23 protein-coding genes and 1 pseudogene are annotated in these 25,001 nt (G+C 40.8%); 11 read left to right on the top strand and 13 right to left on the bottom strand.

Going from position 1 to position 25,001, the window contains the following annotated elements:
• Nucleotides 1-345 precede the first annotated feature (345 nt).
• Both V7K56_RS03980 and V7K56_RS03985 read right to left on the bottom strand, forming a co-directional pair.
• Entirely contained in the window at nt 346-1,524 is a 1,179-nt protein-coding gene (locus V7K56_RS03980) for a hybrid sensor histidine kinase/response regulator (RefSeq protein WP_334907815.1), read from the bottom strand.
• Between the two features lie 645 nt (nt 1,525-2,169).
• Nucleotides 2,170-2,370, bottom strand: a complete 201-nt coding sequence (locus V7K56_RS03985) for a hypothetical protein (protein ID WP_334907817.1) — start codon at nt 2,368-2,370, stop codon at nt 2,170-2,172.
• A gap of 333 nt (nt 2,371-2,703) precedes the next feature.
• On the opposite strand from V7K56_RS03985, the gene V7K56_RS03990 reads away from it, so the two are divergent.
• Nucleotides 2,704-3,201: a GNAT family N-acetyltransferase gene (locus V7K56_RS03990; RefSeq protein WP_334907819.1), complete on the top strand. Its 498-nt coding sequence runs from the start codon at nt 2,704-2,706 to the stop codon at nt 3,199-3,201.
• 106 nt (nt 3,202-3,307) lie between these two features.
• On the opposite strand, the gene V7K56_RS03995 is transcribed toward V7K56_RS03990, so the two are convergent.
• From V7K56_RS03995 to V7K56_RS04020, 6 genes are all read right to left on the bottom strand, one after another.
• Nucleotides 3,308-3,925: a class I SAM-dependent methyltransferase gene (locus tag V7K56_RS03995; RefSeq protein WP_334907820.1), complete on the bottom strand. Its 618-nt coding sequence runs from the start codon at nt 3,923-3,925 to the stop codon at nt 3,308-3,310.
• Between the two features lie 156 nt (nt 3,926-4,081).
• Nucleotides 4,082-6,553 carry a two-component system response regulator gene (locus V7K56_RS04000; protein WP_334907822.1) on the bottom strand — a complete coding sequence of 824 codons (2,472 nt, stop codon included), beginning with the start codon at nt 6,551-6,553 and terminating at the stop codon, nt 4,082-4,084.
• Nucleotides 6,554-6,574: 21 nt separating this feature from the next.
• Nucleotides 6,575-7,612, bottom strand: a complete 1,038-nt coding sequence (locus tag V7K56_RS04005; RefSeq protein ID WP_334907824.1) for a sensor histidine kinase — start codon at nt 7,610-7,612, stop codon at nt 6,575-6,577.
• A gap of 70 nt (nt 7,613-7,682) precedes the next feature.
• On the bottom strand, nt 7,683-8,111 hold the full coding sequence (locus V7K56_RS04010) for a response regulator (RefSeq protein ID WP_334907826.1): 429 nt from the start codon (nt 8,109-8,111) through the stop codon (nt 7,683-7,685).
• A gap of 15 nt (nt 8,112-8,126) precedes the next feature.
• Nucleotides 8,127-9,620 carry a sensor histidine kinase gene (locus tag V7K56_RS04015; RefSeq protein WP_334907828.1) on the bottom strand — a complete coding sequence of 498 codons (1,494 nt, stop codon included), beginning with the start codon at nt 9,618-9,620 and terminating at the stop codon, nt 8,127-8,129.
• A gap of 43 nt (nt 9,621-9,663) precedes the next feature.
• Complete coding sequence (locus V7K56_RS04020) at nt 9,664-9,843, bottom strand: hypothetical protein (RefSeq protein ID WP_334907830.1); 180 nt, start codon at nt 9,841-9,843, stop codon at nt 9,664-9,666.
• A gap of 578 nt (nt 9,844-10,421) precedes the next feature.
• On the opposite strand from V7K56_RS04020, the gene V7K56_RS04025 reads away from it, so the two are divergent.
• From V7K56_RS04025 to V7K56_RS04060, 8 genes and pseudogenes are all read left to right on the top strand, one after another.
• Complete coding sequence (locus tag V7K56_RS04025) at nt 10,422-10,709, top strand: Mo-dependent nitrogenase C-terminal domain-containing protein (RefSeq protein ID WP_334907832.1); 288 nt, start codon at nt 10,422-10,424, stop codon at nt 10,707-10,709.
• A gap of 195 nt (nt 10,710-10,904) precedes the next feature.
• The gene (locus V7K56_RS04030; protein WP_334907834.1) at nt 10,905-11,579 is read left to right on the top strand and encodes a response regulator transcription factor; all 675 of its coding nucleotides are present in this window, start codon (nt 10,905-10,907) and stop codon (nt 11,577-11,579) included.
• A gap of 323 nt (nt 11,580-11,902) precedes the next feature.
• Nucleotides 11,903-12,046, top strand: a pseudogene (locus V7K56_RS04035) (arsenosugar biosynthesis arsenite methyltransferase ArsM); the annotation flags it as partial.
• Nucleotides 12,047-12,193: 147 nt separating this feature from the next.
• Nucleotides 12,194-13,159, top strand: a complete 966-nt coding sequence (locus tag V7K56_RS04040) for an inorganic phosphate transporter (RefSeq protein WP_334907836.1) — start codon at nt 12,194-12,196, stop codon at nt 13,157-13,159.
• A gap of 43 nt (nt 13,160-13,202) precedes the next feature.
• Nucleotides 13,203-13,409, top strand: coding sequence for a hypothetical protein (locus tag V7K56_RS04045; protein ID WP_334907838.1), 207 nt, complete (start codon nt 13,203-13,205; stop codon nt 13,407-13,409).
• 6 nt (nt 13,410-13,415) lie between these two features.
• Nucleotides 13,416-14,186, top strand: a complete 771-nt coding sequence (locus V7K56_RS04050) for an SDR family NAD(P)-dependent oxidoreductase (RefSeq protein WP_334907840.1) — start codon at nt 13,416-13,418, stop codon at nt 14,184-14,186.
• A gap of 62 nt (nt 14,187-14,248) precedes the next feature.
• On the top strand, nt 14,249-14,566 hold the full coding sequence (locus V7K56_RS04055; protein ID WP_334907841.1) for a hypothetical protein: 318 nt from the start codon (nt 14,249-14,251) through the stop codon (nt 14,564-14,566).
• 301 nt (nt 14,567-14,867) lie between these two features.
• A complete protein-coding gene (locus V7K56_RS04060) occupies nt 14,868-15,269 on the top strand; it encodes a hypothetical protein (protein ID WP_334907843.1) in 402 nt (133 codons plus the stop codon).
• Between the two features lie 8 nt (nt 15,270-15,277).
• On the opposite strand, the gene V7K56_RS04065 is transcribed toward V7K56_RS04060, so the two are convergent.
• Nucleotides 15,278-16,198: an alpha/beta hydrolase gene (locus V7K56_RS04065; protein ID WP_334907845.1), complete on the bottom strand. Its 921-nt coding sequence runs from the start codon at nt 16,196-16,198 to the stop codon at nt 15,278-15,280.
• Between the two features lie 296 nt (nt 16,199-16,494).
• Between V7K56_RS04065 and V7K56_RS04070 the strand changes: the two genes are divergently transcribed.
• Complete coding sequence (locus V7K56_RS04070) at nt 16,495-17,385, top strand: lysophospholipid acyltransferase family protein (protein WP_334907847.1); 891 nt, start codon at nt 16,495-16,497, stop codon at nt 17,383-17,385.
• A gap of 4 nt (nt 17,386-17,389) precedes the next feature.
• Here the strand turns inward: V7K56_RS04070 and V7K56_RS04075 are convergent, their stop codons facing one another.
• A complete protein-coding gene (locus V7K56_RS04075; RefSeq protein WP_334907849.1) occupies nt 17,390-17,686 on the bottom strand; it encodes a hypothetical protein in 297 nt (98 codons plus the stop codon).
• 277 nt (nt 17,687-17,963) lie between these two features.
• Complete coding sequence (locus tag V7K56_RS04080; RefSeq protein WP_334907851.1) at nt 17,964-19,625, bottom strand: hypothetical protein; 1,662 nt, start codon at nt 19,623-19,625, stop codon at nt 17,964-17,966.
• A gap of 87 nt (nt 19,626-19,712) precedes the next feature.
• On the opposite strand from V7K56_RS04080, the gene V7K56_RS04085 reads away from it, so the two are divergent.
• Nucleotides 19,713-22,982, top strand: coding sequence for an alpha-mannosidase (locus tag V7K56_RS04085; protein ID WP_334907853.1), 3,270 nt, complete (start codon nt 19,713-19,715; stop codon nt 22,980-22,982).
• Between the two features lie 458 nt (nt 22,983-23,440).
• Here the strand turns inward: V7K56_RS04085 and V7K56_RS04090 are convergent, their stop codons facing one another.
• Together V7K56_RS04090 and V7K56_RS04095 are read right to left on the bottom strand one after the other, a co-directional pair.
• Entirely contained in the window at nt 23,441-23,830 is a 390-nt protein-coding gene (locus V7K56_RS04090) for a hypothetical protein (RefSeq protein WP_334907855.1), read from the bottom strand.
• 597 nt (nt 23,831-24,427) lie between these two features.
• Nucleotides 24,428-24,979 carry a DUF2231 domain-containing protein gene (locus V7K56_RS04095; RefSeq protein WP_334907857.1) on the bottom strand — a complete coding sequence of 184 codons (552 nt, stop codon included), beginning with the start codon at nt 24,977-24,979 and terminating at the stop codon, nt 24,428-24,430.
• Nucleotides 24,980-25,001: the final 22 nt, after the last annotated feature.

Below are 25,001 nucleotides of genomic sequence, written 5' to 3' on the forward strand. Positions count from 1 at the left end.
AAAAAATATAGAAATATTTCTTAGAGTCATCTTTTATAAGATATTCAAATATTTTTTGATTAAAATCAGCTAAAAACAACAAAAATAAATATTAAACAAATTCTTATCTGAAATTATTTTAAGTAATGGTACGATGCTTTAAACTATCCTTTGTGATGAATTCAATGATTCATTGAAAGATGTTGTATGCAAATAACAGATTTTCTTGGTCTTTTACATCCAGCGATTGGCAAGAACCCTATATTTATCAGTGTGATTTTGCTAATAAAACTTGTCCAACGCCAAATCCCCAAGCACCAAAATAAGCAAGAGAGAATGCCCAATTAATATAATTTATTTACCTAATCATTGTAGTGGCAGAGTGACAATTACTGTTGTGCCAACACCCTGTTCACTTTCTAATTGAATATGACCACCATGTAGCTCCACACATTTTTTAACTATAGTGAGTCCTAGTCCTGTTCCTTGAATTACACCCACATTACTGGCGCGATAGAAGGTTTGAAATAGATGAGTTTGATCTTTGAGAGGAATGCCCATTCCCCGATCTCTGATCTGGAAAATTGCGAGGCGATCTTTGCAAATCAAATTAAACCAAACAGTGTCATTTTCAGGGGAATATTTGATGGCATTGGAAATCAAATTGGTTAAGATACAATTTAGTAGGTCTTCATCCATTTGGGCTTGGGTCGATTCACCTTGAAAAGTAAAGATAATGCTGTGCTTACTACCTGCATTTAGTTGAAGAATATTTGTGAGTTCGATACAGAAATTTTTTAAATTTAAAAGTGTAGGTTTGTATTCGAGTTTAGCTGCTTCCGTTTTACTTAAGAACAATATTTCATCTAAGAGATTAAGCATCTGGTTGATAGCATTTTGTATTCGATCAAAATATTTAGTTCTTCGGACATCATTTAGTCTACTGCTGTTGTATTCAAGGATATCTACAGCCGTCCGAATCGTAGTCATAGGTGTGCGGAACTCGTGAGAAACCATTGCTACAAAGTTTGACTTTAACTCGTTGAGTTCCTGTTCCTTTGCTAGTGCTTGACGGGTGCGTTCTTCACTCTCGCGTAGTTGGTTAAGAATTTCGCTTCTTTCAATGGCATAGCGAATGGCACGCACTAACCTTTGTATAGTCATTTTATCTTTAACTAGATAGTCTTGCGCTCCTTCTGCTAATGCTTGTAGTGCTAAATCTTCATCATCAACACTTGTTAATACCACAACTGGGATATCAGGTACTGCTGCCTTAAATTCTTTCAATGTGTCTAGTCCAATAGAGTCTGGAAGGCTGAGATCTAACAAAACTAGGTCGAATCTGCGTTGCTTTCGACTCTCTATCTGAGAATTATTAAGGGTGGACGCAGAGTTTTCCCTGCTAGCTTCTATTGCCTCAGATAACCGTTCAACATGTAACATCTGCCATTGTTCTCGATCTGAATTTAAAAATATCCGGTGTAGCAGATAAGCATCACTTGCACTATCTTCTACTAATAGAATGTGAATTGTGAGCTTTTCCATAATACAGGGTTATATCAATTTGTTAGATAATCACCTGATTTCCTATTTTTTACGCTTACTAGAAGGTTAATAAGCGGTTATTAGATAGTTATTAGATATATATTTAAAGATACCTTAATTTGCGTTGAAGGTAAGATAAAATACTGTTTCTAGGCCCAGCCTGGTTCCGACTCAGCCCAGATGCGACCACCATACTGTTCTCGACGAGTATGAAGACGTTGGAAAACTTCAAAAATTCGCTCAAGATATTCAGAGCATTATTCTGAGCGATCGCTATATATAAATTACTTAGAGTAGACTCAGTGCTATATTACAGTCAACGACACCACAAATTCTTGACCGCGAGCCTCTACACAAGAGTAATACTAGCAAGTCTTGAATAAACTGCTGCATCTGCTTTATTTTATCAATCATATATTCATCCCACTGCTTCGCAAGGCTTTATACTGCTGGATGCATCGGTGTTTTTGACTGCGATCCCTGTGGTAAGCAACCCTAAGACACTTAGAGGTAATGTAACTCATCACACAAAAAATAAGTGGATAATTGTAGCTGTTACACTATATATCCACTCGATACTTAACTGTATTAGGGTGATTACAAAAACCTGACAAGATGATTAAAACTTAGGAAAGTTTAAACCAATTAACGTGACTCAGTTCCTTGACTAGGGCTACCTGCTACAGCATCATCTCCTGGTGCTTCTGGAGTAGCAGTTGGTTTAGCATCACTCTTTTCAGCATCACCAGTTTTGCGGATACCTTCTTCAACAGGGGTTTGGTAGCCGCCAGAAGCGGTAGGTGTAGCTTCTTGATTATTAGATTTTTCTTTTTGTTCTTCAGCCATGACTACAAATTCCTAATCATTTATTCTTAGAATTATCTTAAAAAATTAGGGGTGTGAGTGTATCTATCCAGAATATAGTTATAGCTGATTCGTCCCTCTATCGTAAGTATCGTTTAGTACTACTCATATATGCTGATAAAAATCCATAAATATAGAATTTGTTAACCTGAGAACCCTTGCTGTCGTTAAGGGAGAACTCGGAATGGGTTTTATGTCCAAGACGCTTTTAAAATTGCTTTATTGATAGTTGACAGAAAATGGCAAACGATCTGACTAGATCTGAATGAATAGTATAGTGTGATGATTGTAATACAAACTATCAAAGTGTAATTAATGAACCAGAGCAATCTATCGTTACCATCTGGATGTGTCCTTCGTAAGGCAACCTCTAGGGATCAGTGGTCGATTCGATTGCTGGTATTTTCGGCGAAACTCGATCCAACCCAATTAAAATGGCAGCAATTTTGGGTAATTGAATACAATGAGAATTTGATAGCTTGTGGACAGCTACGTAATTTCTCAGGGGCACAAGAACTTGGTAGCTTGGTTGTTGCATCAGCTTGGAGAGGTCGCGGTTTGGGTAGTTTACTAACGCAACATTTAATTAATACGGCAACCCAACCACTTTATCTGGAATGCTTAGGTCAACGGCTAGTGCAGTTTTACAATCGCTTTGACTTTGTGCCAATATCTTTTGAAGACTTGCCACAATTTCCTAAGACAATAGGTTTATCTACGCTCAAGGATAAATTTAGATTCTCGCAGTTAGCTAAAAGGCTGCTCAAAGTTCCTGTGGTGTTTATGGAATATCAAGGTCAGACTAATTCGTAATACTCGCCTCCAGCGAAAAGCAAGCTAGGTAATTCGTAATTTCACATATGCAGAACAAAGCTTGATACAAGATGTTTCCAGCCCTTTACTCTCCCCATTCCCTATTTCAACTTGGAGGTTTAGCAAAAATCGTTAGTAAGACAGGCCCTAGTAAATAATGGTGATTCAAACACAATAGCCCAGCAGAGGAGCCAAGAAGTTGACGTTGATTAGGGCTGTAGAGTCTAATTCCACGGGGAGAGACTGGCAAAAATTGAGGTTCTGTCTCTTTTTTAGAAGTAATGTCAACCAAATACAAGCGTCCATCAGGAGAAAGTATCCGTGCTACCTCACTAACTACCTGTTTAGGTTCCAAATAGTGCAAGAAACTGATAGTACTGAAAACGGCATCAAATTGACCATCAGCAAAGGGAAGAGACTCAGCTTTGCCCTGAATATAAATTAAGCGTGGACGGTGGCGGTTGCTCTGTCTTGCTACCCGCAACATATTAGCAGATAAATCCAATCCGGTAGCTCGGAGATCGGGAAACTGAGTAGTAAGGCGCTCAAGCAAGCGTCCAGTACCACAGCCGATATCAAGTACATTTGCTGGCTCTGGTAAATCGACGTACTCCAGCAACCGTTGGTGAACGGCTCGATAAAACACTGAAGGAAAGAACCAATCGTAACTTGATGCCCATAGGTCAAAAAGTAGCTTTTTGTGATTGAAAAAGTCATCAGTCATTAGTCTTCGCAGCTTTCTTAAAGCTTGATGCTTTTTGAGGGTAAGTTTAGCTGCGCCTCCAAGAATTTGGTAAAGAACACAAATTAACTATAGCGGTTCTGAATTGGTTGCAATATCGGGCTTTTGTCGGGTTAGTTACACGAAGCTAAAGACTGATTAATATCTGGGTTCAATGCCAGATACAATTAATGTTTCTACCGACTTGCGATCAAGGGGTTGGGAGAAAAAATATCCCTGTGCATATTTGCATTTCATGGCTCTAAGTTGTGTCAGTTGCTCTAGGGTTTCTACGCCCTCTGCTATTACATCTATATTTAGACTCTGTGCTAAGGTGACGATCGCTTGAACAATCTCTAAGTTTTCTCCATTAGCACCAATCTTATTAATAAAGGAACGATCTATCTTCAAGGCATTACTGGGAAATCGGTGCAGGTAACTCAAGGATGAATAGCCGATGCCAAAATCATCTAAGTGTAATTGGATATTCATCTGTTGCAGTTGCAAAAGCATAAAAGTTGCTAATTGAATATTTTCCATAAGTACACTTTCGGTAATCTCCAGCTTTAAACTGCTAGCTGACAAACCAGTCTCTTGGATAATTTGGTTAATTTGCTCAATCAACCCAGGTTGTGAAAACTGTTTAGTGGAAAGATTTACACTGATTGTCAAGGGTGGGTCAGTAGGAAATTGTACTTGCCATGCACGCATCTGACGACAAGCCTCGCCTAGTACCCAATAACCAATAGGGATAATCAGCCCAGTTTCTTCTGCCAGGGGAATAAAGTTGTCTGGAGAAACTAATCCGTGTTGCGGGTGCTGCCAGCGAACAAGAGCCTCGAAGCCAATAATTTTGTAAGTTTCTAATAAAACAATTGGCTGGTAGTAAACCTGAAACTCCTGGCGTTCAACTGCCCGTCGTAGATCCATCTCTAACTCTAATAGCTTCGTTACTTGGGTGTACATGGTTGAGTCAAATATCTCATGGCGTGCCTTACCCAATGCTTTAGCGCGATACATTGCAATGTCAGCATCGCGCAAGAGTTCCTCTGGTCGGTTGTAACTACCCTTGCTCAGGGCAATGCCAATGCTGACGGTGGTAAATACCTCGTACCCACTGAGTTGGAATGCAGATGTCAAAGCTTCGTGTATCCGCTCGACTATGTTTGTGACATCGTTGATGTTGTTGAGATCGTCAAGCAAAATTGTAAACTCATCTCCCCCTAAACGGGCAACTGTGTCTCCAGAGCGCAGGCAATTCTCCAATCTGCGAGCAAGGGCAGTTAGTAGTTGATCGCCAATTGTATGACCGAGACTGTCGTTGACAACTTTGAAGCGATCTAGGTCTAGAAAGAGAACAGCGAATGTATAGTTCGCACGTCGTTTTACCTGCATGAGCGCGCGCTCTAGCCGTTCCATAAATAAGGCGCGGTTTGGCAGACCGGTTAGTAGATCGTGAAAGGCATCATGAATTAATTGCGCCTCTGCAAATTTGAGAGCAGTAATGTTGCGAGCGATACTCAAAACAAAATATACTTCGCCATCACTAGCCAATTCAGGCACAAGACGGGTATGGTAATGTCTGGTTTGCTGGGCGATCGCTAAACTGCATTCAAACTCCATTTCTTCTTTCGTTTGAAAAACTTGCTGGAGCTTGCGATCGCATATCCGGCAAAATTCTTCCGGCAGATTTAACTCTGCGTTTGTTTTGCCGATAAATGTTTCGGCTGATATTCCCGTAATGTTTTCAATAGCTGGATTAACGTAAACGTAGCGCAATTGAGGGTTAAATCTGGAAATAATATCAGGTGCATTTTCAACTAGTGCTTTGAATTCTTGCTGGCGACGCTCTAATGCCCCCAGAATTTGGTTGCGCTCGGTGATATCCTGAAAGACCAAAACTGCACCCGTGATGTTACCGTTGTCATCTTTAATCGGTGCAACACTATCATCAATTGGTATTTCTGTACCGTTTTTAGCAATTAGTATCGTCTGTTCTGGTAAAGCGACAGTAACGCCAGACTGAAGGACTTGCGTTACAGGACTTTCAATTATTATACGAGTTTTTTCATGAGCAATATTGAATACTTCTGCTGCTTCTTTACCAAACGCATCTGCATAATTCCAACCCGTCAGTACCTCGGCAATTGGATTCATAAAAGTCACAGTTCCAGATTCGTCGCTAGTAATCACAGCATCTCCAATACTTTTAAGTACAGTAGTCAGCCATTGTTCATTCTGTTTTAATTTTTTTTCCGTCCGATGTTTAGAAAGAGTAATTTCAATCGTAAACTTTAATTCTTTTTCTTTGAAGGGCTTGAGAATGTAGCCAAACGGCTCTGTTACCTTTGCTCTATTCAATGTTGATTCATCTGCATTAGCAGTCAGATATATGACTGGAATATTAAAAACATTATGAATTATTTGAGCGGCCTCCACACCGTCCATATTTCCTTTAAGGTGAATATCCATTAAAACTAAATCTAGAGAATCATCTGCTGCTTTTTTAATTGCTTCTTCTCCAGAATCGGCAAGCCCCAGAACAGTGTATCCAAATTTTCTTAGCCGATTTTGTATATCCATTGCCACGATGAATTCATCTTCAACAACTAATATATTTACTGGGTTCATGTTTTTATTAAAATTATAAATTTATAAATTTTTAGTTGGAAATATAATTTTATACTTTACTCCGTTATTGCTGCTAAAATCGATATTGCCTTGTAGCTGATGTGTTAGACCTTTTACTAATCGTAGACCTAATGATTCTGTATTTTGAAAGTCAAAATCTTGGGCAAAACCGACACCATTATCACTGATGGTAAGTGTATAGAAGTTGACTTCATCGAAGCAAAAGTCTATAGAAATTTCTCCCCCCTCTGTTTGGGGAAAGGCATATTTTAAGGAATTTGAAATAAGTTCATTGATAATTAAGCCGCAAGGAATAGCTGCATCAATGGCTAGAAAAACCTCCTCAACATTCATTTTCAAAGTAATAGCGCTGGAATTAACGTTGTATGAATAAAATAAATTAGTTACTAAATCTTGAATATAGTCGGCAAAATTAATTCTTGCCAAGTCTTGAGACTGATATAGTTTCTCGTGGATCAGAGCCATTGATTCAATCCGGTTCTGGCTATCTTTGAATACCTCAAGGGCTTGATTGTCCTTGAGATACTCTGCTTGCAGGTTGAGCAGACTAGAAATAATCTGCAAATTATTTTTTACCCGGTGATGAATTTCTTTCAATAGCACCTCTTTTTCTTGAAGCGATGCTTTAATCTGCTCCTCTGCTTGTTTACGCTCCCGCCTCACTAGTGCCTCGCGCAACTCGCGGGCAACAGCAGGGGTTAGTCGCGCTAAATTGCCTTTAATAATGTAGTCATGGGCACCAGCTTTCATGGCGGCGACTGCGGTATCTTCACCAATAGTTCCTGAGACGATAATGAATGGCAGGTCAAGTCCACTTTCCTTAACCTGTTTCAATGCAGCAGGAGCGCTAAAGGTGGGCATAAAATAATCGCAGATAACGATATCCCATGTTTGCTCTGCGATCGCAGCTTTCATGGCTGTGGGTGTATCAATCCGTTCAAAGGTAACTTCATAGTCACCACGTTGTAGTTCACGCAGCAGCAGCAAAGCGTCGTCTTCTGAATCCTCAACAAGTAATACGCGCAGTGGTATACCCATGTAATTCGTAATTCGTAATTAAGAAAGTCAGCCTTGCGTCTGTAACCTGATTTTGGAGGATTGGTATAAGCTATATCCTCGGCGGTGATTCGTTTAAGACAAACCAGTACAATCCTAGTTGTCGCACTGCTTCACTGAATTGGGAAAAGTCTACTGGTTTGCGAACATAGCTGTTGGCTCCCAAGCTGTAACCATTGATTAAGTCTTGCTCCTCCTTGGAGGAGGTGAGAATAACGACGGGAAGAATTTTTGTCCTGTCGTCGGTTCGCAGGTGTCGCAAAACTTCCAAACCATCCATTTTAGGCAACTTCAAATCTAGAAGGATGAGATTCGGCATAACGCTCATGTCGCGATCGGCGTACACACCTTTACCAAAGAGATAATCTAGAGCTTCCACCCCATCCCGTGCTATTACTACCTCGTTGAGAATATTGTTTTTCTTGAGTGCGCGTAGGGTTAGCGCTTCATCGTCAGGATTGTCTTCTACAAGTAAAATCATGTTGTATTCCTATAGTTAAAGGGTGAAGTAAAATGTTGCGCCTTGCTCCACTACGCTCTCGGCCCAGACACGACCACCATGACGGTGAACAATCCTTTGCACAGTAGCTAATCCGATGCCAGTGCCTTCAAACTCAGTCATGGCGTGCAGGCGTTGAAAAGCACCGAAGAGTTTGTCAATATAGGCCATGTCGAAGCCTGTGCCATCATCACGGACAAAATACACATGGGTGTCATCTTGCTGCAAAAGCCCAAATTCTATTCGGGCTTTTTGATGCTTTCCTGTAAACTTCCAGGCATTACCCAGCAGGTTTTCTAGCACGATCCGTAACAGATGAGCATCACCATTAGCAACCAATCCCGGCGTAATGATAAACTCTACTTGGCGTTCTGGTTGGGTTTTGTGCAAGTCTGTAGCGATCGCCTCCACTAATGCGCTGAGATCGACCTTTTCGTAACGCATCTCACTACGCGTTAATCGTGACAGATTCAGTAAATCGTCAATTAGTTGTGCCATCCGCTGGGTGGCTGCACGCACTCGTTGGAGGTAGTTTTGACCTAGTGCGTCTAGCTTGTCAGCATAATCCTCTAGTAGTGCTTGACTAAAGCCGTCAATGCTCCGCAAAGGGGCCCGCAGGTCGTGAGACACAGAATAACTAAATGCTTCCATCTCTTTGTTAGTGGCTTCGAGTTGTGCTGTGCGTTCTGCAACTCGCTGCTCAAGCTGGACGTTCAGACGCAGAATCTCTGACTCCGCCTTTTTGCGCTCATTAATTTCAGTTTGCAATTCTTCGTTAGCGCTTCTTAGTTCAGCAGTCCGTTTGCTAACCTCTATTTCTAATTCATCACGAGCCTTTTGCAAAGAATTTTCCATCCGCTTGCGTTTGACGAGTTCCTGATTGGTGATCGTGGCTGCGAAACCAACGATAACAGAAGCGATAATGCTGCCAAAAACAGTCAGCAAAGTTGTTTGATGAGCGCTGGCGTTCGCCTTCATTGATCGCTGTTTCAACAACTTACTTTCTTCATTCTCCATAGCTGTAGTCAGGATTCGGATGTCTTCCATAATCTGCTGACCTTGATCTGTCTGAACTATTTGCAGCGCGGATTCTAAATTTTTGCTCCTAGCGTTAATCGTCTGTTCAATCAAAACCAGTTTTTTGGCTATCAGGGGTTCAAGGCGATCAAGCCGCTGCTGTTGATTAAGGTTATCCACAGTCAATTGGCGCAGAGCCTGAAGTTTCTCAGCAATCTCGCCAGTTGCAGTGCGATACGGTTCTAGATACCGTTTTTTGCCCGTGAGAAGATAGCCCCGTTGTCCAGTCTCTGCATCTTTGATCTCTGACATTACTTCTTTTGTCTTTTCAAGCACCTCGCGTGTATGTGTTACCCGTTGAGCGTTTTCTCTATACTGAAGCAAACTAAGATATGAGATTATGCCAACACCAGTCATAATTGCGACTGCTATTACAAAACTGCCTGTATTCTTTTTGTAAATAGCCCATTCCATTTTTTACCTTCCTAGTTGAAAAAGTAGCTGCTGGCTAAATTGGTCAAAACGGTGAGCCAGCGCTGTAGAACGGTAACAGTCGCTCTCTAGTGGCTATTTTCTTTTCTCTACCAGAGGCTGCGCCAATGAGACGCTTTGCGATCGCTGCCTTAGCGCCGCTAGGATCGTCACGCGTTCTTGTCTTTGAAACAGAAGGGTGACTAGCAGCCCAACTACTCGTCATAGTTTTAGTAACTGATACCAAGTTTCTTAACTTTGAGAGCGAATTAGCTCAAATAAAGGATATCTATATTAGTTAATGATTGTGAGCGTATATTTTCTGAGACATAAGAAGGCAAATAATAAATTTTGTTAATTATTCAGTATATTTCCGTAGTCATTTTCACGAGATTTCGCTTGCATAAATTACATTAATGTGCAAATCACAACAGTAATTGCACTTAAAAACCTTTACTCATATTAAATTGATCAATAAATACGTAGACTAGATAGAAACATAAAGTACTGTCAGTGACCTGAAAAATTTTGCATCGTTAAGGGATTGAGCCGAAATATTTGTCAAATAGTGCCGAATTTGCTGCAAAGCGCTGTCTTATCTACATTTTTGCCCTGAAAATCGAGCTTCCCTACGAGGGAAAGGTTAGAGGGTTAAGTTTTGGATGGGTTTTTCAATATGAAGTGAAAAGTTAAACCAAAGAAAAAGTAATAAGTGCATAAAACTACAAAACCTAACTGTATCTATTTATAGAGGTTCAAATACAAAAAACTTAATCTAGTTTGAAATTATCAAGGTGAAAAATTATGACAAGCTTTATTAAAGTTCACTTACACAACGATCTACTGCACCCAGTCCGCGAGTGGTTGGAAACAATAGAAATTCATAACTCCAAATTAGCTCACTTCCTATGCAAAGCTATTCCTGCTCAGTGTCCCTTTGAGCGAGATATCGCGCTGTTTGGTCGGAAGCTATTTCATCTTCCACCGATGTGTAAATTAAATCCACTATACGAAGAAGTGGTTGGTTTGCGTTTTAGAGCGCTCTGTTATCTTGCTGATGATTGTGGTGAAGATATTACAGCTTATTGCTGATAGTCAGTTGGATTGTTCTTCGAGCGAGGCGCGATCGGTAATTGCAGATTTACGGTTGTTACTTACCTCAAGTTTATACTAAGCTAACGTACACCTAATTAGATGTTTGGCTATATTAAGTAACTGACATCTTACTAAAGTGTTTCCAGACCGTATTGTTGCTTACCGTATCCTGCTGAAATCATTAACATCATCATGACGCACATCTTACTGATTGAAGATGAGGTCAAACTGGCGCGATTTGTCGAATTGGAATTGAATTATGAAGGCTATCAAGTCAGTATTGCCTACGATGGATTGACTGCTCTCACCGCAGCGCGTGAGTTGCATCTGGATTTAGTAATTTTAGACTGGATGTTGCCTGGTTTGTCGGGGTTGGAAATTTGCCGCCGCCTGCGATGTATAGCTGAGAAAGTGCCGATCATCTTATTAACCATCAAAGATGAAGTGAGCGATCGCGTTGCAGGCTTAGAGGCTGGTGCTGATGATTACCTCGTTAAACCCTTCAGCATTGATGAATTATTAGCCAGAGTCGGCGCTCACCTGCGAAAAAGCAAGCAACCAGAGACCGCAGATGTTTTAGAATTTGAAGACCTAAGTTTAAATCGTCGCACGCGGGAAGTGTATCGAGATCGACGGTTAATTGAGTTAACTGCTAAGGAATTTGATTTACTAGAATATTTACTGGCTCATCCGCGACAGGTAATTAGCTGCGATCGCATTTTAGAGCAAGTCTGGGGTTATGACTTCATGGGCGATGCCAACATCATTGAACCTTACATTAATTACCTGCGCCTGAAACTTGAAGCCAATAACGAAAAATGTCTCATTCAAACTGTGATCGGTGTTGGCTACACATTGCATGATTGAATTGGGCATTGGGCATTGAAAAAGAAGAGGCAGGAGACAGAAGTTCTTTAATTTTGAATTTTGAATTTTGAATTTTGAATTGATTTGTCCCCCTTGTCCCCTTGTCTCCTCTTACTTCTTGTTCGTCTTCCAGTGTCAAATAATGGTAAAACCCCAAATCTTTCTACTATAGAAGGATTTAGGGTTTTTGGCAATCTCAGCAAAAACTCATCCAACTCAGAGTTATTTATATTAGGATGCACAAAGCTTTGATCGTCTAAAATCCAAAGTTAAAAACCCAAAATGGCATGACTTATCTAGAAACAGCAGCGCAATTCTATCGTGAATCCTTCTTTGACGATTCAGCAGGTCATATACTTCAGCTAGGTATTCCGGCTGCGGTGTGTGATAAAACTGCTGCTAGTAACCCAGCAGAAATAATAGTTACTAATTCAACCTGGCATTATAGCAGTGGTGATTGCTGTTAATTTATTTAAGAAAGAATTCAGGTGTCAGGAGCCAGAATTTAGAATGGTTCTGTGCGACTGGGTAATGAATGCACAATTTGAATCTTTCACTAATTACATTTTGAATTCTAATTTCTGAATTCTGACTTCTTCTTTATAAACTCCAAAATGTTGTTAATTAGTCTGTTTTTAGCTACGCTTTTTTTAGCATATTCAAATGGAGCAAATGATAATTTTAAAGGTGTAGCAACGCTATTTGGTAGCCGAACTAGCAGCTATCAAACAGCAATTTTGTGGGCAACTTTCACAACTTTTGCTGGTGCAATAACCGCAACTTTTTTGGCAGGAGCATTAATTAAAAACTTCTCTGGCAAAGGACTATTACCTGATGCGATCGCTAATGCTCCAGAGTTTCATCTGGCAGTAGCGATCGCTACTGGATTAACTGTACTCATTGCGACCCTCATGGGGTTTCCCATTTCCACAACTCACAGTTTAACAGGTGCGCTGGTTGGCGCTGGATTAGTGGCGATCGGACTACAAGTTAATTTTGCCGCCCTGGGAAATTCCTTTATTTTGCCTTTATTACTCAGTCCAATCATTGCTATTCCCTTAGGAGCAGGAGTTTACAGCTTATCTGGCTATATTAATTCAAAATGGCATCTACCAGTAAACCAAAAAATGATTGATGGTTGCCATTTTTTCAGTGCTGGAATTGTCAGTTTTGCTAGAGGATTAAATGATACTCCTAAAATTGTTTCACTCATCCTAATTATTGAATATTTTTCGATTCAGGGAGGAATGATCACGATAGCGATCGCGATGGCACTTGGCGGTTTACTCAACTCCCAAAAAGTTGCAATAACCATGAGTGAAAAGATTACCTCAATGAATCATACTCAAGGCTTATCAGCAAATATAGTAACTGGGATTCTAGTCATTGCAGCTACTCGGTTTGGGCTTCTAGTTTCTATCACTTACGTTTCAGTTGGTTCTATTTTTGGTGTAGGATTAATTAGCAAAAAATCTAAATCTAATACTCATGTTTTTTATCAGATTCTACTATCGTGGATTTTAACTTTACCAACTGCTGCAATTATTAGTGCAATCACCTACAGATTATTGCAAGGTTAAGAAAAATGAATATTATTGTGCAATTGTTTAGGAGTAGTAACTAATGCAAACTCAAACAAAAATTTTACTCTGGGCTGTTGAACACCCACAAACACTTAGTAAACATTATTTACGTCTAGATTGCGATGATTCGCGTCCGCGCCTGAGAGCAGTATATCAAGGCTTTGGTTTCCGCGATCGCAGCCAGAGACAAGTTGATGCTTATTTTGTCTCTGGCTATGAATATCAAAGACCTCCACAAGTTATCTAAATTGATATGTCTTTTATCGATGAAATTAATTCTATCAATGCTTTGATTGTGGGAGCCAGCCAAGGTATTGGTTTGGGTTTTGTGAAAAAGTTGCTACAAGATTACAGAATAGCTAAAATTTATGCAACTTCTCGTCAACCGAAATCGACCTCAGAGTTAATAGCTCTTGTAGACAAATATCCTGAGCGATTAATTTGTTTGGAGATGGATATTACTGACGAGTTACAAATTATTGAAGCTGTTCAAAAAATACATACTCAAGTTGACAAACTGCATTTGGTAGTCAACTGTGTAGGACTGTTACATGAAGATACTTTGCAACCTGAAAAAAGCTTAAGACAGATCAATTCAGAAAATTTGCTGCGCTACTTTCAGATAAATAGTATTGGTGCTGTCTTGCTGGCTAAACATTTATTGCCTCTGTTTCGTCATGGAGAACGCAGCGTGTTCGCCACTATTTCTGCTAAATTGGGCAGTATTGGTGATAACCAACTTGGTGGATGGTACGGCTACCGGGCTTCTAAAGCAGCACTCAATATGTTGATGCGAACTGCGGCAATTGAGTATAAAAGAAGTTGTCCGAAAGCATTAATAGTAACATTGCATCCTGGTACAACTGATACCCGCCTTTCTCGTCCTTTCCAGGGAAATGTACCTGCGGAAAAATTATTTTCAGTGGAACGTACTGTTACTCAATTATTGACTGTTATCGAACAGCTTCAAGAAGGCGATAGTGGACAGTTTTTCTCGTGGGATGGGAGCAAATTGCCTTGGTAACTGAGTTACGCTGGTGCTAATGAAACCTACATTACTTGTAACCTCAGCCTATGAAGTTTTTTGTGCCAGCAGCCAAGGATGATATCAAAGCAGAGCAGGTGTATAGTGCTCTTGCTCAGTCTCTCAAAGCACCAATAACCGAAAAGCGTATTTGGAAGTTACGGTGGCGTGATAACGAAATTGAGATGGAATGCGAGGTAGGTAAACCTTTACTATCCTCTTACCAAACAGCGAAAGAGCTAGTTCTGGCAATCTTTGACTGTGAAAACCTTTATAAAATTTGTACTCTTAGCTGTGGAGGAGTAAAGGGAGAACCTATTTTGGCTAGAAAAAACTCTCAATCCTCAGCAACCTATTTTTCAGATAACGTAAATAACTGACTCTGCATTTTAATAGGCGCTCTGTTTGATAGAAGTGGATGCGATCGCAGTGCTAACGTAATAGATAAAATCGCCCACCAGATATCTCAAGGTATGACTAACATTCAGATTTACTTTCCTAAATCGATGAAAGTCTTTGTCGAAGAACAAGTAGCTAAAGGCGGTTATAGTTAAGCCAGTGAATATCTTCAATAGCTAATCTTTCAAGATCAACGGTGCAAAAGTCAAGAAGGAAAATGCGCTCAGCTGATGGTTCGATCCAAAGGGTAAATTCTATCTGAGGCGAGCATTAGAAGATGATATGTCAGTCAAGAATTACGCACCCCCACCTATGACAGTTCTTGATTTTGCTCTACCAGTAATTAGAACGGCTGAAGCTATTGCAGTTGGTATTGAGTTTGCAAAGGCAATGGGTTGTGAGCCAGAAAAAACGCAATTAGCTTTTGCATTTAAATGGACTGGCTTGCGGGGACGTAGACTTAGTTCTTGGGCAAATCAAGAGCGTTCTATTTATTTACAAGGTTCAGCATATCAAGATGAAGTTTTGGCGTTCGTTAATCTACCGCTTGAAACACCTCGCTCGGCGTTAGCACAGTACGTTAATCAGGCTGTTAGCCCTTTGTTTACGATTTTTAATGGATATCAACTGAGTATAGATGTAATCGAAGATTTAACTCGACGGTTGATAGAAAGAAGGTTGTAGTCAGAATACTAAGAACTAGGAAACTCTAACTCAGCGCTTCCCCGTCCTAACTGCACTACCTCTGGTGGTAGGTGTCGCTCCAACCAATCTTCTAAATCAGCCATTACCTCTCGATAATTGAGGTCACTCTGAATTTCGTGATAGGCTCCCGGATACTCGATTCTCAGCTTATCTTTGCAGTTTACCCGTTGGTAAAAGATGTCACTTCCCGCAGGTAAAGCCACTCGGTCTGCGCCACCGTGGAGAATCAACAATGGTAATTGCCAATCACCTGCGTGAGCATTAATCCAATCAACTGTTGCAAAGAATTCTGTAGCCAGACGGGCAGTAGCAAGGGTATGTTGCAGTGTATCCTGAGCGATCGCGGCTAAAACCTGCGGATCTCGTGAAGCAGTACTAATGTCAATACCTGTATTCAGGGTGAAACGCGGCCACACCCGTGAGAGCATTTTTCCTAAAAGTACACGAATAGGTGAAACCCCTACTTTCCCCAAGCTTGGCGCAAGAGTGATCGCACCCTGCAATAATGATGCTTGTTGGGGATAGCGCAGAATATAATCTAAGACAATCACCGCCCCTAAACTATGACCCAAAAGAAAAATTGGACATCCAGGATTCTGAGTCTGAATTAGCTGTAAAAAGGCTCCCAGGTCTTCACGAAACTCACTCCAAGCGTTGATATAGCCTTGCTGACCCGGTGAGCGTCCATGACCGCGCAAGTCTAAGGCGTAGACAGCGTATTGCTTGGGTATAAAATACTCAATTATATTATTGTAGCGATCGCTGTGTACTCCAAGTCCATGCACAATGGCTAATATTGCTCGGATTTTACCCTCTGGATGCCAGCTTTGATAATACAGTTCAAGTCCTCCAACACCTTGGAATCTGCCTTCTTTACGAGCAGCTAGGCGATCGCTATGGTCAATCATCTGATTAATTTTTTACATATTCTCCCAACAAGTTACTAAAAAGTCAACATCTATAGTAATTACAGGTAATTAAGTTACTCCTGAAAATAATTCCACAACTTCTAACCGTAGGTTGGTTAATGATATAACCTCAAGAATTATGATTATTTTATGAATTCAAAGAGGGTGTTATCAAAAGTTCTTCTAACAAGTCAGTTCAAGAAGACTTAGCTGATGGGGCAACTTCCGAAGTTCATATCGACTCAAAATCTAGCCATCAGCAAGAAAATAGAACACAATCAGAAACTTTGCCATCCTTGAATACCGCTGCAATCAAGCGGGTAAAAGAGGGTGTAGCTGCGGCTGGCTCACGCGCTGTTCGCCAAATTATCGAAAAAACCCTTAATCGCCTCGAAGCTATAAGTCAAGTGCATTCTGAACCTAGAGCCAACTCAGGGCTGCGTCGCTTTGTAATGCGATCACTCATCCATTCCTTTTTCAAAGTAAGGGTCGAACACCTTGAAAGAATACCTCAGAAACCTGCAATTTTAGCAGTTAACCATCTCCACCATATCGATCCCTTGCTCCTCCTAGCTGAACTCCCCACGCAACCTTACTATTACATTCTGGGCGATGCTCGTACCCTTTATAACAAGTGGTGGAAGCGCTTCATCCTGGATTTTGCGGGAGGCGTGATTCCTTTGGAACGGGTGTGGAAAGAAGAAATTGCTGTCATAGAAGCGGCTAAAGCAGGAAGGCAAGATTTAGTTGAGCTAGCCGCAGCAATTAAACAGACAGTACCCACAGGGAAAGACATGCATACACTGCGACAAATAGACCGGATTATTCTGGCAATTTTGACTCATGGGGATGGGATGATTCTCTTTCCTGAAGGAAGACTAGGAACTGCTGAAGCTCAATTGCATTTCCCCTTGAAGCGCGGGACTATAATTTATGCCTTGCGGGCTGGTGTACCGATTATTCCAGTTGGACTGATAGGAACTCATGACCTCTATTTGGGAAAAGAGTTAACAATTCGGGTAGGCGAACCATTACACTTTCCCCAAACAACCAGACCAAAGCGCCAGGAAGTAGACATCGCTTTAGAAAAATTGCAAAATGCGATGCTGGCTCTTTTGCCAACTGATTATCAGGAACCAACAGGATTAAAGCTGTTACGTTATTTACTCAATCATATCTTGTGTTGATAAATTATTGTTCTAAAAAGTTTGTAACTTTGAAATTTGATGTTCCCTCCCAACAGTGGTTCAAAAATGCACTTACTTGAGCATCTGCTGAATCAACTGATTCCCTAGATGCATTAAATTGCACTGCTGTCACAATGTATTCAAAGATAATTACAAACTGCTTTTGGGGTGAAATTCTTTCGACTACAATTGTTTCACCTATCTTCGGGATTTGAGATACATTTACTACAAACGTCTCAATTTTCGGTTTATCTAATGGATTTTTGAAATTAAAGTATTTACAGTAAACAATAATTTTCACTTAGACAACCACCAATAACAATTCAAAATTCAAAATTCAAAATTCAAGAATATGTAGGATGAAATAACACTTACTAAATCGCTGGACTTAGATACCTGACTTCTTGAACAAGTCGGGTATCTGTGAACAACTTTTGCTTAAGTAAATACCATTCGTCCTATAGTTTATTAAAAAATATCTACCAGTTTATACAAATTCTCCAAAATTAGGCTATAGATGTAAACCTGGAAACCCAGATGCAATCTGACAAATCTTAATTAGAAATTACGAATTAGTCTTATTTTCCTTGCCATAGCTGCCGCAACGACTGAAAAATCTTTACAAATCTCTCTTCTAGCCAGACCATAATATAATCAAGCCATTCCAAAAGTTGCTCTAAGGGATGCTTTTCATAGCCAGTTGAAGTTGCTGTGGTTTCTATCCAGTCTGGCTGTGCTTCAACATGACTGCTTTGGTGAAATTGCTGTTGCAAAATTTCCCCTTTACGACTCTCGCTTTTTATTTGGGAAATGCGAGTTTGAGTTTGTTTTACAGAGGCAACTTTTCCAGATGTTTTTTGACTTGAGGCGAGATTACTACTTAGTTGTTTTCTTTTTACCAAGCCAGATCCAATTTTAGGTTGTTTTATACTCAAATTCTTTTGTGGCAAATGCCCTATAGATAAACTTGGGGCTAAAGCAGGATTTTTCTTCCCAGAAAGTGTAACTGGCTTGTCAGCAACAGTTTTGGTGTCACCAAATAAATCATTCCACGTTAGCCAAGGATCGTCTGTTAAATCTTGGTTCTCTATCAGAGGGCTTTTGGACAAAGCTTTTCTCAGGCGTGATGGAAATAGTTTACTTGGCAATTTCTCATTGCTGGTTGTTGTCTCAAGTGTTTTTCTATTACCAACACCAAAAAAGTAATTAAGCGCCGCTTCAATCAAAGCCTGAAAATTCTGTGAATGAGTTTCTAAACCATCAGCGTTATGGGCAATTTCTCCTTTGGCAGCTAATTGCTCTTTGCCATAAAGAAATATGTTTAACTGAGTTTGGGCAACTTGGACAATTTTCTGGCTACGTTCTTGCACTGGAACTAAAGCATTCGATTCCAACTTAGCAATGGCTATATCTAGAAATGCTAATAATCTATCTGTATTGAGTAAATCTTTTGGTGTATCCTCCGCTAAAACTGGAATTTCAGCTGAATTTACGTCAGTGAGTTTTGCTAATAATCGGTCAATTTGTGGTAATAGCTGCGTTTCTTTTTGAGCTACAATCAAACGCCTTTGTGCAGCATCTCGTAGATAAGACTGCCAGTAATTAGCAACTTCGTTAATAATTCGGTCTTCTAACTTTGCCTGTTGTTCGGGTGTTAAAATATCTAGAATTTCGTTGTCGGCAGTAACAAGTACTAAATTTCGATTCATCAAATTTGTGGCAATTCCTCGCACTATTGGAAGACGCTGTTGAAGGGCATTTTCTAATTGTGAAGGGTTGAGATTTACAGCTTGGTTAGCTGTAATATTTGAAGATTGAGTAAGATTAGAGTTATTTTCAACGAACTTCAGCCGAAAAACTCCCAATAAAGCCAAGGGATTGAAATGTTCAGATGCTTTCTTAGGAGTGGAGGCGGGTTCATCTGATGACAGGTAATTGACCGCCTCTAGTACATTTTGAATAGGACTATCAGCATTGGGTAGAGTTTCAGGCTGGAAATCGGTATCATTTGGTTGTAACTTTAATCTAGTTTGCGGTTCTTTAGTATGTAGCGTTTTCCCAGATGATTCAGATGACTGAAACAGTAGATACACGGGGTAAAGTAGTACCTCGACACCCCACTTAGTGGCAACTTGCAAATGCCGAAAGGTGTGTTCCCACTGTTGTGTCACCCGCCGAGATTGCTGGTGGACAAAGTTAAATAGTCTGCTTTGATAACGACCAGAGGAACCAGAAGACATAGTAGTAATTTTTTAGTTCAAGTCTTGTTAAGTTGTGAGACTCGCGCCAAACAATAAAAACAACCAACACCTCATATTAGCGAATATATGACCCCGACTGTCTCTCAATCCCAGACCAAATTTATCTCACAAGCAATTGAGCAACTGCGCTCTTTTTGTCAAGTTAATCTTCAGTCTACGTGGCTGTATCAGGAATCTGATTTAGTTATTACTGATGTTGTAGCTGCTGATTTGTCTGATTGGCAACCAGTCCAGTTGAATGCTAAAGAACATATTGCTTGGACGGGCGGGAAAAAAGTGCTATGGCTAGCGCAAAGATTGGTAGTTCCCCAAGATTTACATGGTTATCCCTTAGCTGGGTTATCTTTGCGGCTGGCGCTGGTTTGGTGGGCGGATTGTGCTGAGATTTATGTAAATGGCGAGTTAGTACTGGAGGGTGATTTATTTGATTGTTCGCCGAGAGTGCTTCTCAGTCAGGGGGTGATGCCAGGGGAAGAATTCACTGTGGCTTTGCGGTTAGTGAGTCCGGGACATTGTGATGGTGCTTTAGTGCGATCGCTCCTAGTTTATGAGTCTTATGTTGATAATAATCCCGATCCGGGTTTTGTGGCTGATGAGTTAGCTGTAGTGCAGCTTTATTTGGAAAAATTTGCGCCGGAGAGGTTGGATGTTTTGGCGGCGATGGTGGGGGAGGTTATAAACCATAGAGGCGCAGAGAACACGGAGGAGGGAAAGTTAGTAAAGTCGTTTTTAGCTCTACGCCAAAATTTAATTCAATCTGATATCTTAGCGCCCTTTTTGAAGGCTACGGATATAAAATCTAAAATTTTTTTATTGGGTCATGCTCACTTAGATTTAGCATGGTTATGGCCTGTGAGTGAAACTTGGAATGCGGCGCAAAATACTTTTGAGTCGGTTTTGAAGTTGCAAGAAGATTTTCCGGAGTTAATTTTCTGTCATTCAAGTCCCGCACTTTATGCTTGGATTGAAGAACACCGCCCGGATTTGTTTAGGGCAATTCAAGCACAGGTAGTTGCTGGACGTTGGGAAGTTGTCGGCGGAATGTGGGTGGAACCAGAACTCAACTTAATTGCTGGTGAATCAATAGTCCGTCAGCTACTATATGGTCAACGCTACATCCAGGAAAAATTTGGCAAGCTTTCAACTGTGGTGTGGGTTCCAGATTCTTTTGGTTTCTGTGCAACTTTACCGCAGTTTTTCGCTAATGCTGGAATTGAGTATTTTGTGACGCAGAAGTTGCGGTGGAATGATACTACTAAATTTGATTATGGGGCTTTTTGGTGGCGATCGCCTGATGGCAGCGAAATCTTTAGTTTGATGTCTGCACTTATTGGTGAAGCTATAGACCCAGTTAAAATGGCAACTTATGCTTTTGAGTGGCAAACCCAAACTGGTTTACCAGAATCCCTCTGGCTTCCAGGTGTCGGCGACCACGGCGGCGGCCCCACCCGTGATATGTTAGAAACCGTCCAACGCTGGCAAAAGTCGCCTTTCTTCCCAGACTTAGAATTTACGACGGCTGAAAAGTATTTACAGCAAATCAGTAAAGGAGGCAGGAGGCAGGAGGCAGGAGATAATAGTGATGATTCTCCCTTATTTCCTACTTGGAATGATGAACTATATTTAGAATTCCATCGCGGTTGCTACACTACCCACGCAGATCAAAAACGCTGGAATCGTCGTTATGAAAATTTATTATATCAAGCTGAACTATTTGCTACCTTAGCAACTGTAGGCTGTGGTGTGACATATCCTAAAGCAGAAATTGAAGCAGCTTGGAAATTGGTGTTATTTCAACAGTTTCACGATATTTTACCTGGTTCTTCAATTACCCAAGTTTACACAGATGCCTTGCCTCAATGGCAGCAAGTGGAACAAGTGGGAACGAAAATATTACAGGAATCACTTTTAGCGATCGCATCTCACATTACCCTATCAGAACCACCAAAACCCGATAGTCTGCCTATTTTTGTTTTCAATTCTCTCAATTGGCAACGTTCTGAGGTAATCTCTGTAGCCTTACCCACACCACCAACAACTACCCAAGAATGGCAGATTTACGATGCTTCTGGCAAGCAGCTTGTCTGTCAATTATCTGAACCATCAACCCTACTATTTCTCGCTACCGAAATTCCACCCGTAGGCTACCGCATATTTTGGCTTTCCCCTTCACTCCCCAGTACAGACGAGATTAATCGTGTCTCTCCCTCATCTCCCCCACTCCTCCCAGACTGGATTTTAGAAAATGAATTCTTGCGAGTTGTTATAAATCCTGATACCGGAGATTTATCAAGTGTTTTTGACAAAACTTATCAGCGAGAAGTTTTGAGTGGAGCCGGGAATCAACTGCAAGCTTTTAAAGACAGTGGGCAATATTGGGATGCTTGGAATATAGACCCCAATTATGCTCAACATCCCTTACCCTCAACAAATCTTCAATCTATTCAGTGGTTAGAACAAGGCCCAGTGCAAAGTCGTATGCGTGTGGTGCGTCAGTTGGGTGAATCGGAATTTTGCCAAGACTATATTCTGCAAGCTGGTTCACCTCTGCTGAACATTGCTACAACTGTCAATTGGCAAGAAAATCATGTATTAGTGAAAGCTGCTTTTCCTCTAAATATTGAAGCCGACTTTGCTACTTATGAAATTCCCTGTGGCGCGATTCGCCGCCCAACTAAACCACAAACCCCCGCAGAACGAGCAAAATGGGAAGTTCCTGCTTTGCGTTGGGCTGATTTAACAGCAGAAGACACACAGACAAATACCGCAATCCCAAATCATTATGGTGTCAGTTTGCTCAATGATTGTAAATACGGTTATGACAGCAAACCAAATCAACTCCGCCTAACACTGCTACGCAGTTCTAATTGGCCAGACTCAGAGGCTGACCGAGGTTTTCACGAGTTCAAATATACCTTGTATCCTCATGCTGATAGTTGGGAATCAGCCCATACAGTACGGCGTGGCTATGAATTAAATATACCGTTGCAAGTGATATTGAATTGGCCACTAGCTCAACCCTCTGCTACCGCTAACAGCACTATTGAAGGAGTGAGTTTCCTAGATTTATCAGCTGAAAATTTAATCTTGATGGCCTTGAAACCATCTGAAGACGATCCACAGCAGTTAATTCTACGATGTTATGAATCTCACGGAGAAACAGCTGAGTTATCTTTACAAAGTGATTTAGGGTTAAATCTTGGAAATTCAGTAGATTTATTAGAGCGTTCCGCTAGTACTAAATTTTTATCTCAGCAACAAATCTTGATGATACAACCTTGGAAAATCGCCAATTTCAAGGTATACCAGCGATTAATCCCAGGCTGGATTCAATAGTGCTGAGTATAACCCAATACTGTTCAGTTAAGGCTAAAACTTTTTATCAAAGTCAACTTTTTTAAGGAACCGCTCCAGGTGCAGAGAAGCCAGTGCGTTGGACGGGTTCCCCGACTTGTACCCCTCCTCTTAAGCAAGCTACGCGCAGCGTCTCCGACAGGAGAAGCAACTGGCACGAAACACAGAGAAGAGAAAAAATGCTTAACTGAACTGTATTGGAGTATAACCCCATAGTTAAAACTAAGGGATTGAAACAAGAACATATTTTTTCTTGACGGCAGGCAGTCCGCTCAAGTCGGGAAACCCGCCTAAGAGGCTGCCTCCACTACGTGTCTCGAAAAAAATAAATTTAGGGGCTTCAAACCCGACATGCTGAGTGCAATTAATTTTACTTTCTACTTTTTACTTTTTACTCAGCACTGTTCTGGTGAGCCACTATAGTCAATTCACTCCTATCTCTAATAGTGTCGTCGGATAATCTGGTATCGTCCGTAGGGCTGTCGTCGTTCGATAATCTGGCGTTGTCTAAATTCCTGCCGTCGTCGGATTATCTGCCGTCTTCCGTAGGGCTGCCGTCGTTCGATAATCTGGTATCGTCCGTAGGGCTGCCGTCGTTGGATTCTCTGGTATCGTCTGAAGGGCTGCCCTCGTCTATAGTATCGTCTTGACCACCGTTGAGCAATCAAAAGCTCTCCGGTTTGATTTCCAACCAGGTTAGCATCTAGTGCAACACTCTGTTCATTCAGAGCATTACTTAGAGAAATATCTTTCGCTTCAGCTAATGAGGGCGGAGACACAAAGGCAAATAGCAATACTGCTATTGAAGATAACTTCCTGAAACCTTTCATGTTTTTGCTTCTCTAAACTTTCGGTAATAACTTTATTAAAACACTTTAAAGTCTGAAAGTTACCGCTCGCGCACTTTTTTAAACTTAATTTAGTATGAAATTCAATATTGCAATTTCACCCTTTTGTATAATTGTAATTTTTATAAACTTGTGTATATAAATAGTTAGTATTTAACAAGATGTAATTTTTTTATCACATAGATAAAGTATACAGTTATTAATTAAACAAGCTACATTTTTTGTTGTGAAATGAATTCAAAAGCCTTGCTGAATAAGAGAAACACCCTACCAATTTTTGATTTAAAAAACCTTAGCTCGGACTTATCTCTATCCCACAAGATGTATCAAATACAAACGATAACTGCTAAATATTCTTAGCGAAAGCTATAAATAATAATCTCTCACTGGGTTTCTAGCTCCAGCCAACTATCTTGTTAAGTGCTGCGTTTTTCTTCCTATCTTCTGCCTCACTTCTCCTGCCGAAGACGCTGCGCGTAGTTTGCTTCCCCGCATGGGTACGACTACGCTCAGTGACCACCTGCATTCTGCTTCCTAGCTGGTTGTTGAGCGTAGTCGAAACACTGCCTTCTGCCTCCTTTAAGGATATCTTTTGCTACCTCCACCCACTACACCAATTTTGTGGCGATAGGAGAGTTCCGCACCGAACCAACCAGAAGCACTAGTCAGTGTACCGACAACAAGCGAGATTAACAGTCCCCAAGGTACTATTCGGGATTCAGCATCACCCAAGCGTAGGAGAAAGTTGACGAGTGATAAAACTAGTATAGAAACGTTAAGTATCAAATGCGTCCAACCAGCGGCACGCTTGCGGACTCGTTCAATTTTCAAAAAGTCGCTAATACCGATCGCAGATGCAAGGATGCCTCCAGCTAATCCAAGTCCGATTAACCATAACGAAGCCCTAGCCCAAAAGAAATCGCCAGTTAACCAATAACCAATGTCACTTCCCAAGGCAGCAGCTAAAAATGCTATGGGAAAGATTACACTCAACGGGTGTAAGGGATGTCCGGCGATCGCAACTGTACTGGGTACACCAGTATCACGATACTCACTATCGTTACTTTCAATAAGTGGTGGAATATTTGGGAAAGGTGTTGAACCTACTTGCGTTGTTTCTGTAGTTTCCATTATTAGTATCCTGAACTTATTA

Origin of the sequence: Nostoc sp., from assembly GCF_036917535.1 — a bacterium.
Classification (GTDB): Bacteria; Cyanobacteriota; Cyanobacteriia; order Cyanobacteriales; family Nostocaceae; genus Nostoc.

What these genes read in the sequence shown, in the direction of transcription:
- V7K56_RS04025 (WP_334907832.1), top strand. Translation starts at nt 10,422, where the DNA reads ATGACAAGCTTTATTAAAGTTCACTTACACAACGATCTACTGCACCCA.
- V7K56_RS04015 (WP_334907828.1), bottom strand. Translation starts at nt 9,620, where the DNA reads ATGGAATGGGCTATTTACAAAAAGAATACAGGCAGTTTTGTAATAGCA.
- V7K56_RS04080 (WP_334907851.1), bottom strand. Translation starts at nt 19,625, where the DNA reads ATGTCTTCTGGTTCCTCTGGTCGTTATCAAAGCAGACTATTTAACTTT.
- V7K56_RS04045 (WP_334907838.1), top strand. Translation starts at nt 13,203, where the DNA reads ATGCAAACTCAAACAAAAATTTTACTCTGGGCTGTTGAACACCCACAA.
- V7K56_RS04090 (WP_334907855.1), bottom strand. Translation starts at nt 23,830, where the DNA reads ATGAAAGGTTTCAGGAAGTTATCTTCAATAGCAGTATTGCTATTTGCC.
- V7K56_RS04050 (WP_334907840.1), top strand. Translation starts at nt 13,416, where the DNA reads ATGTCTTTTATCGATGAAATTAATTCTATCAATGCTTTGATTGTGGGA.
- V7K56_RS04085 (WP_334907853.1), top strand. Translation starts at nt 19,713, where the DNA reads ATGACCCCGACTGTCTCTCAATCCCAGACCAAATTTATCTCACAAGCA.
- V7K56_RS04065 (WP_334907845.1), bottom strand. Translation starts at nt 16,198, where the DNA reads ATGATTGACCATAGCGATCGCCTAGCTGCTCGTAAAGAAGGCAGATTC.
- V7K56_RS04005 (WP_334907824.1), bottom strand. Translation starts at nt 7,612, where the DNA reads ATGGGTATACCACTGCGCGTATTACTTGTTGAGGATTCAGAAGACGAC.
- V7K56_RS04060 (WP_334907843.1), top strand. Translation starts at nt 14,868, where the DNA reads ATGTCAGTCAAGAATTACGCACCCCCACCTATGACAGTTCTTGATTTT.
- V7K56_RS03980 (WP_334907815.1), bottom strand. Translation starts at nt 1,524, where the DNA reads ATGGAAAAGCTCACAATTCACATTCTATTAGTAGAAGATAGTGCAAGT.
- V7K56_RS03990 (WP_334907819.1), top strand. Translation starts at nt 2,704, where the DNA reads ATGAACCAGAGCAATCTATCGTTACCATCTGGATGTGTCCTTCGTAAG.
- V7K56_RS03995 (WP_334907820.1), bottom strand. Translation starts at nt 3,925, where the DNA reads ATGACTGATGACTTTTTCAATCACAAAAAGCTACTTTTTGACCTATGG.
- V7K56_RS04010 (WP_334907826.1), bottom strand. Translation starts at nt 8,111, where the DNA reads ATGATTTTACTTGTAGAAGACAATCCTGACGATGAAGCGCTAACCCTA.
- V7K56_RS04000 (WP_334907822.1), bottom strand. Translation starts at nt 6,553, where the DNA reads ATGAACCCAGTAAATATATTAGTTGTTGAAGATGAATTCATCGTGGCA.
- V7K56_RS04040 (WP_334907836.1), top strand. Translation starts at nt 12,194, where the DNA reads ATGTTGTTAATTAGTCTGTTTTTAGCTACGCTTTTTTTAGCATATTCA.
- V7K56_RS04020 (WP_334907830.1), bottom strand. Translation starts at nt 9,843, where the DNA reads ATGACGAGTAGTTGGGCTGCTAGTCACCCTTCTGTTTCAAAGACAAGA.
- V7K56_RS03985 (WP_334907817.1), bottom strand. Translation starts at nt 2,370, where the DNA reads ATGGCTGAAGAACAAAAAGAAAAATCTAATAATCAAGAAGCTACACCT.
- V7K56_RS04095 (WP_334907857.1), bottom strand. Translation starts at nt 24,979, where the DNA reads ATGGAAACTACAGAAACAACGCAAGTAGGTTCAACACCTTTCCCAAAT.
- V7K56_RS04030 (WP_334907834.1), top strand. Translation starts at nt 10,905, where the DNA reads ATGACGCACATCTTACTGATTGAAGATGAGGTCAAACTGGCGCGATTT.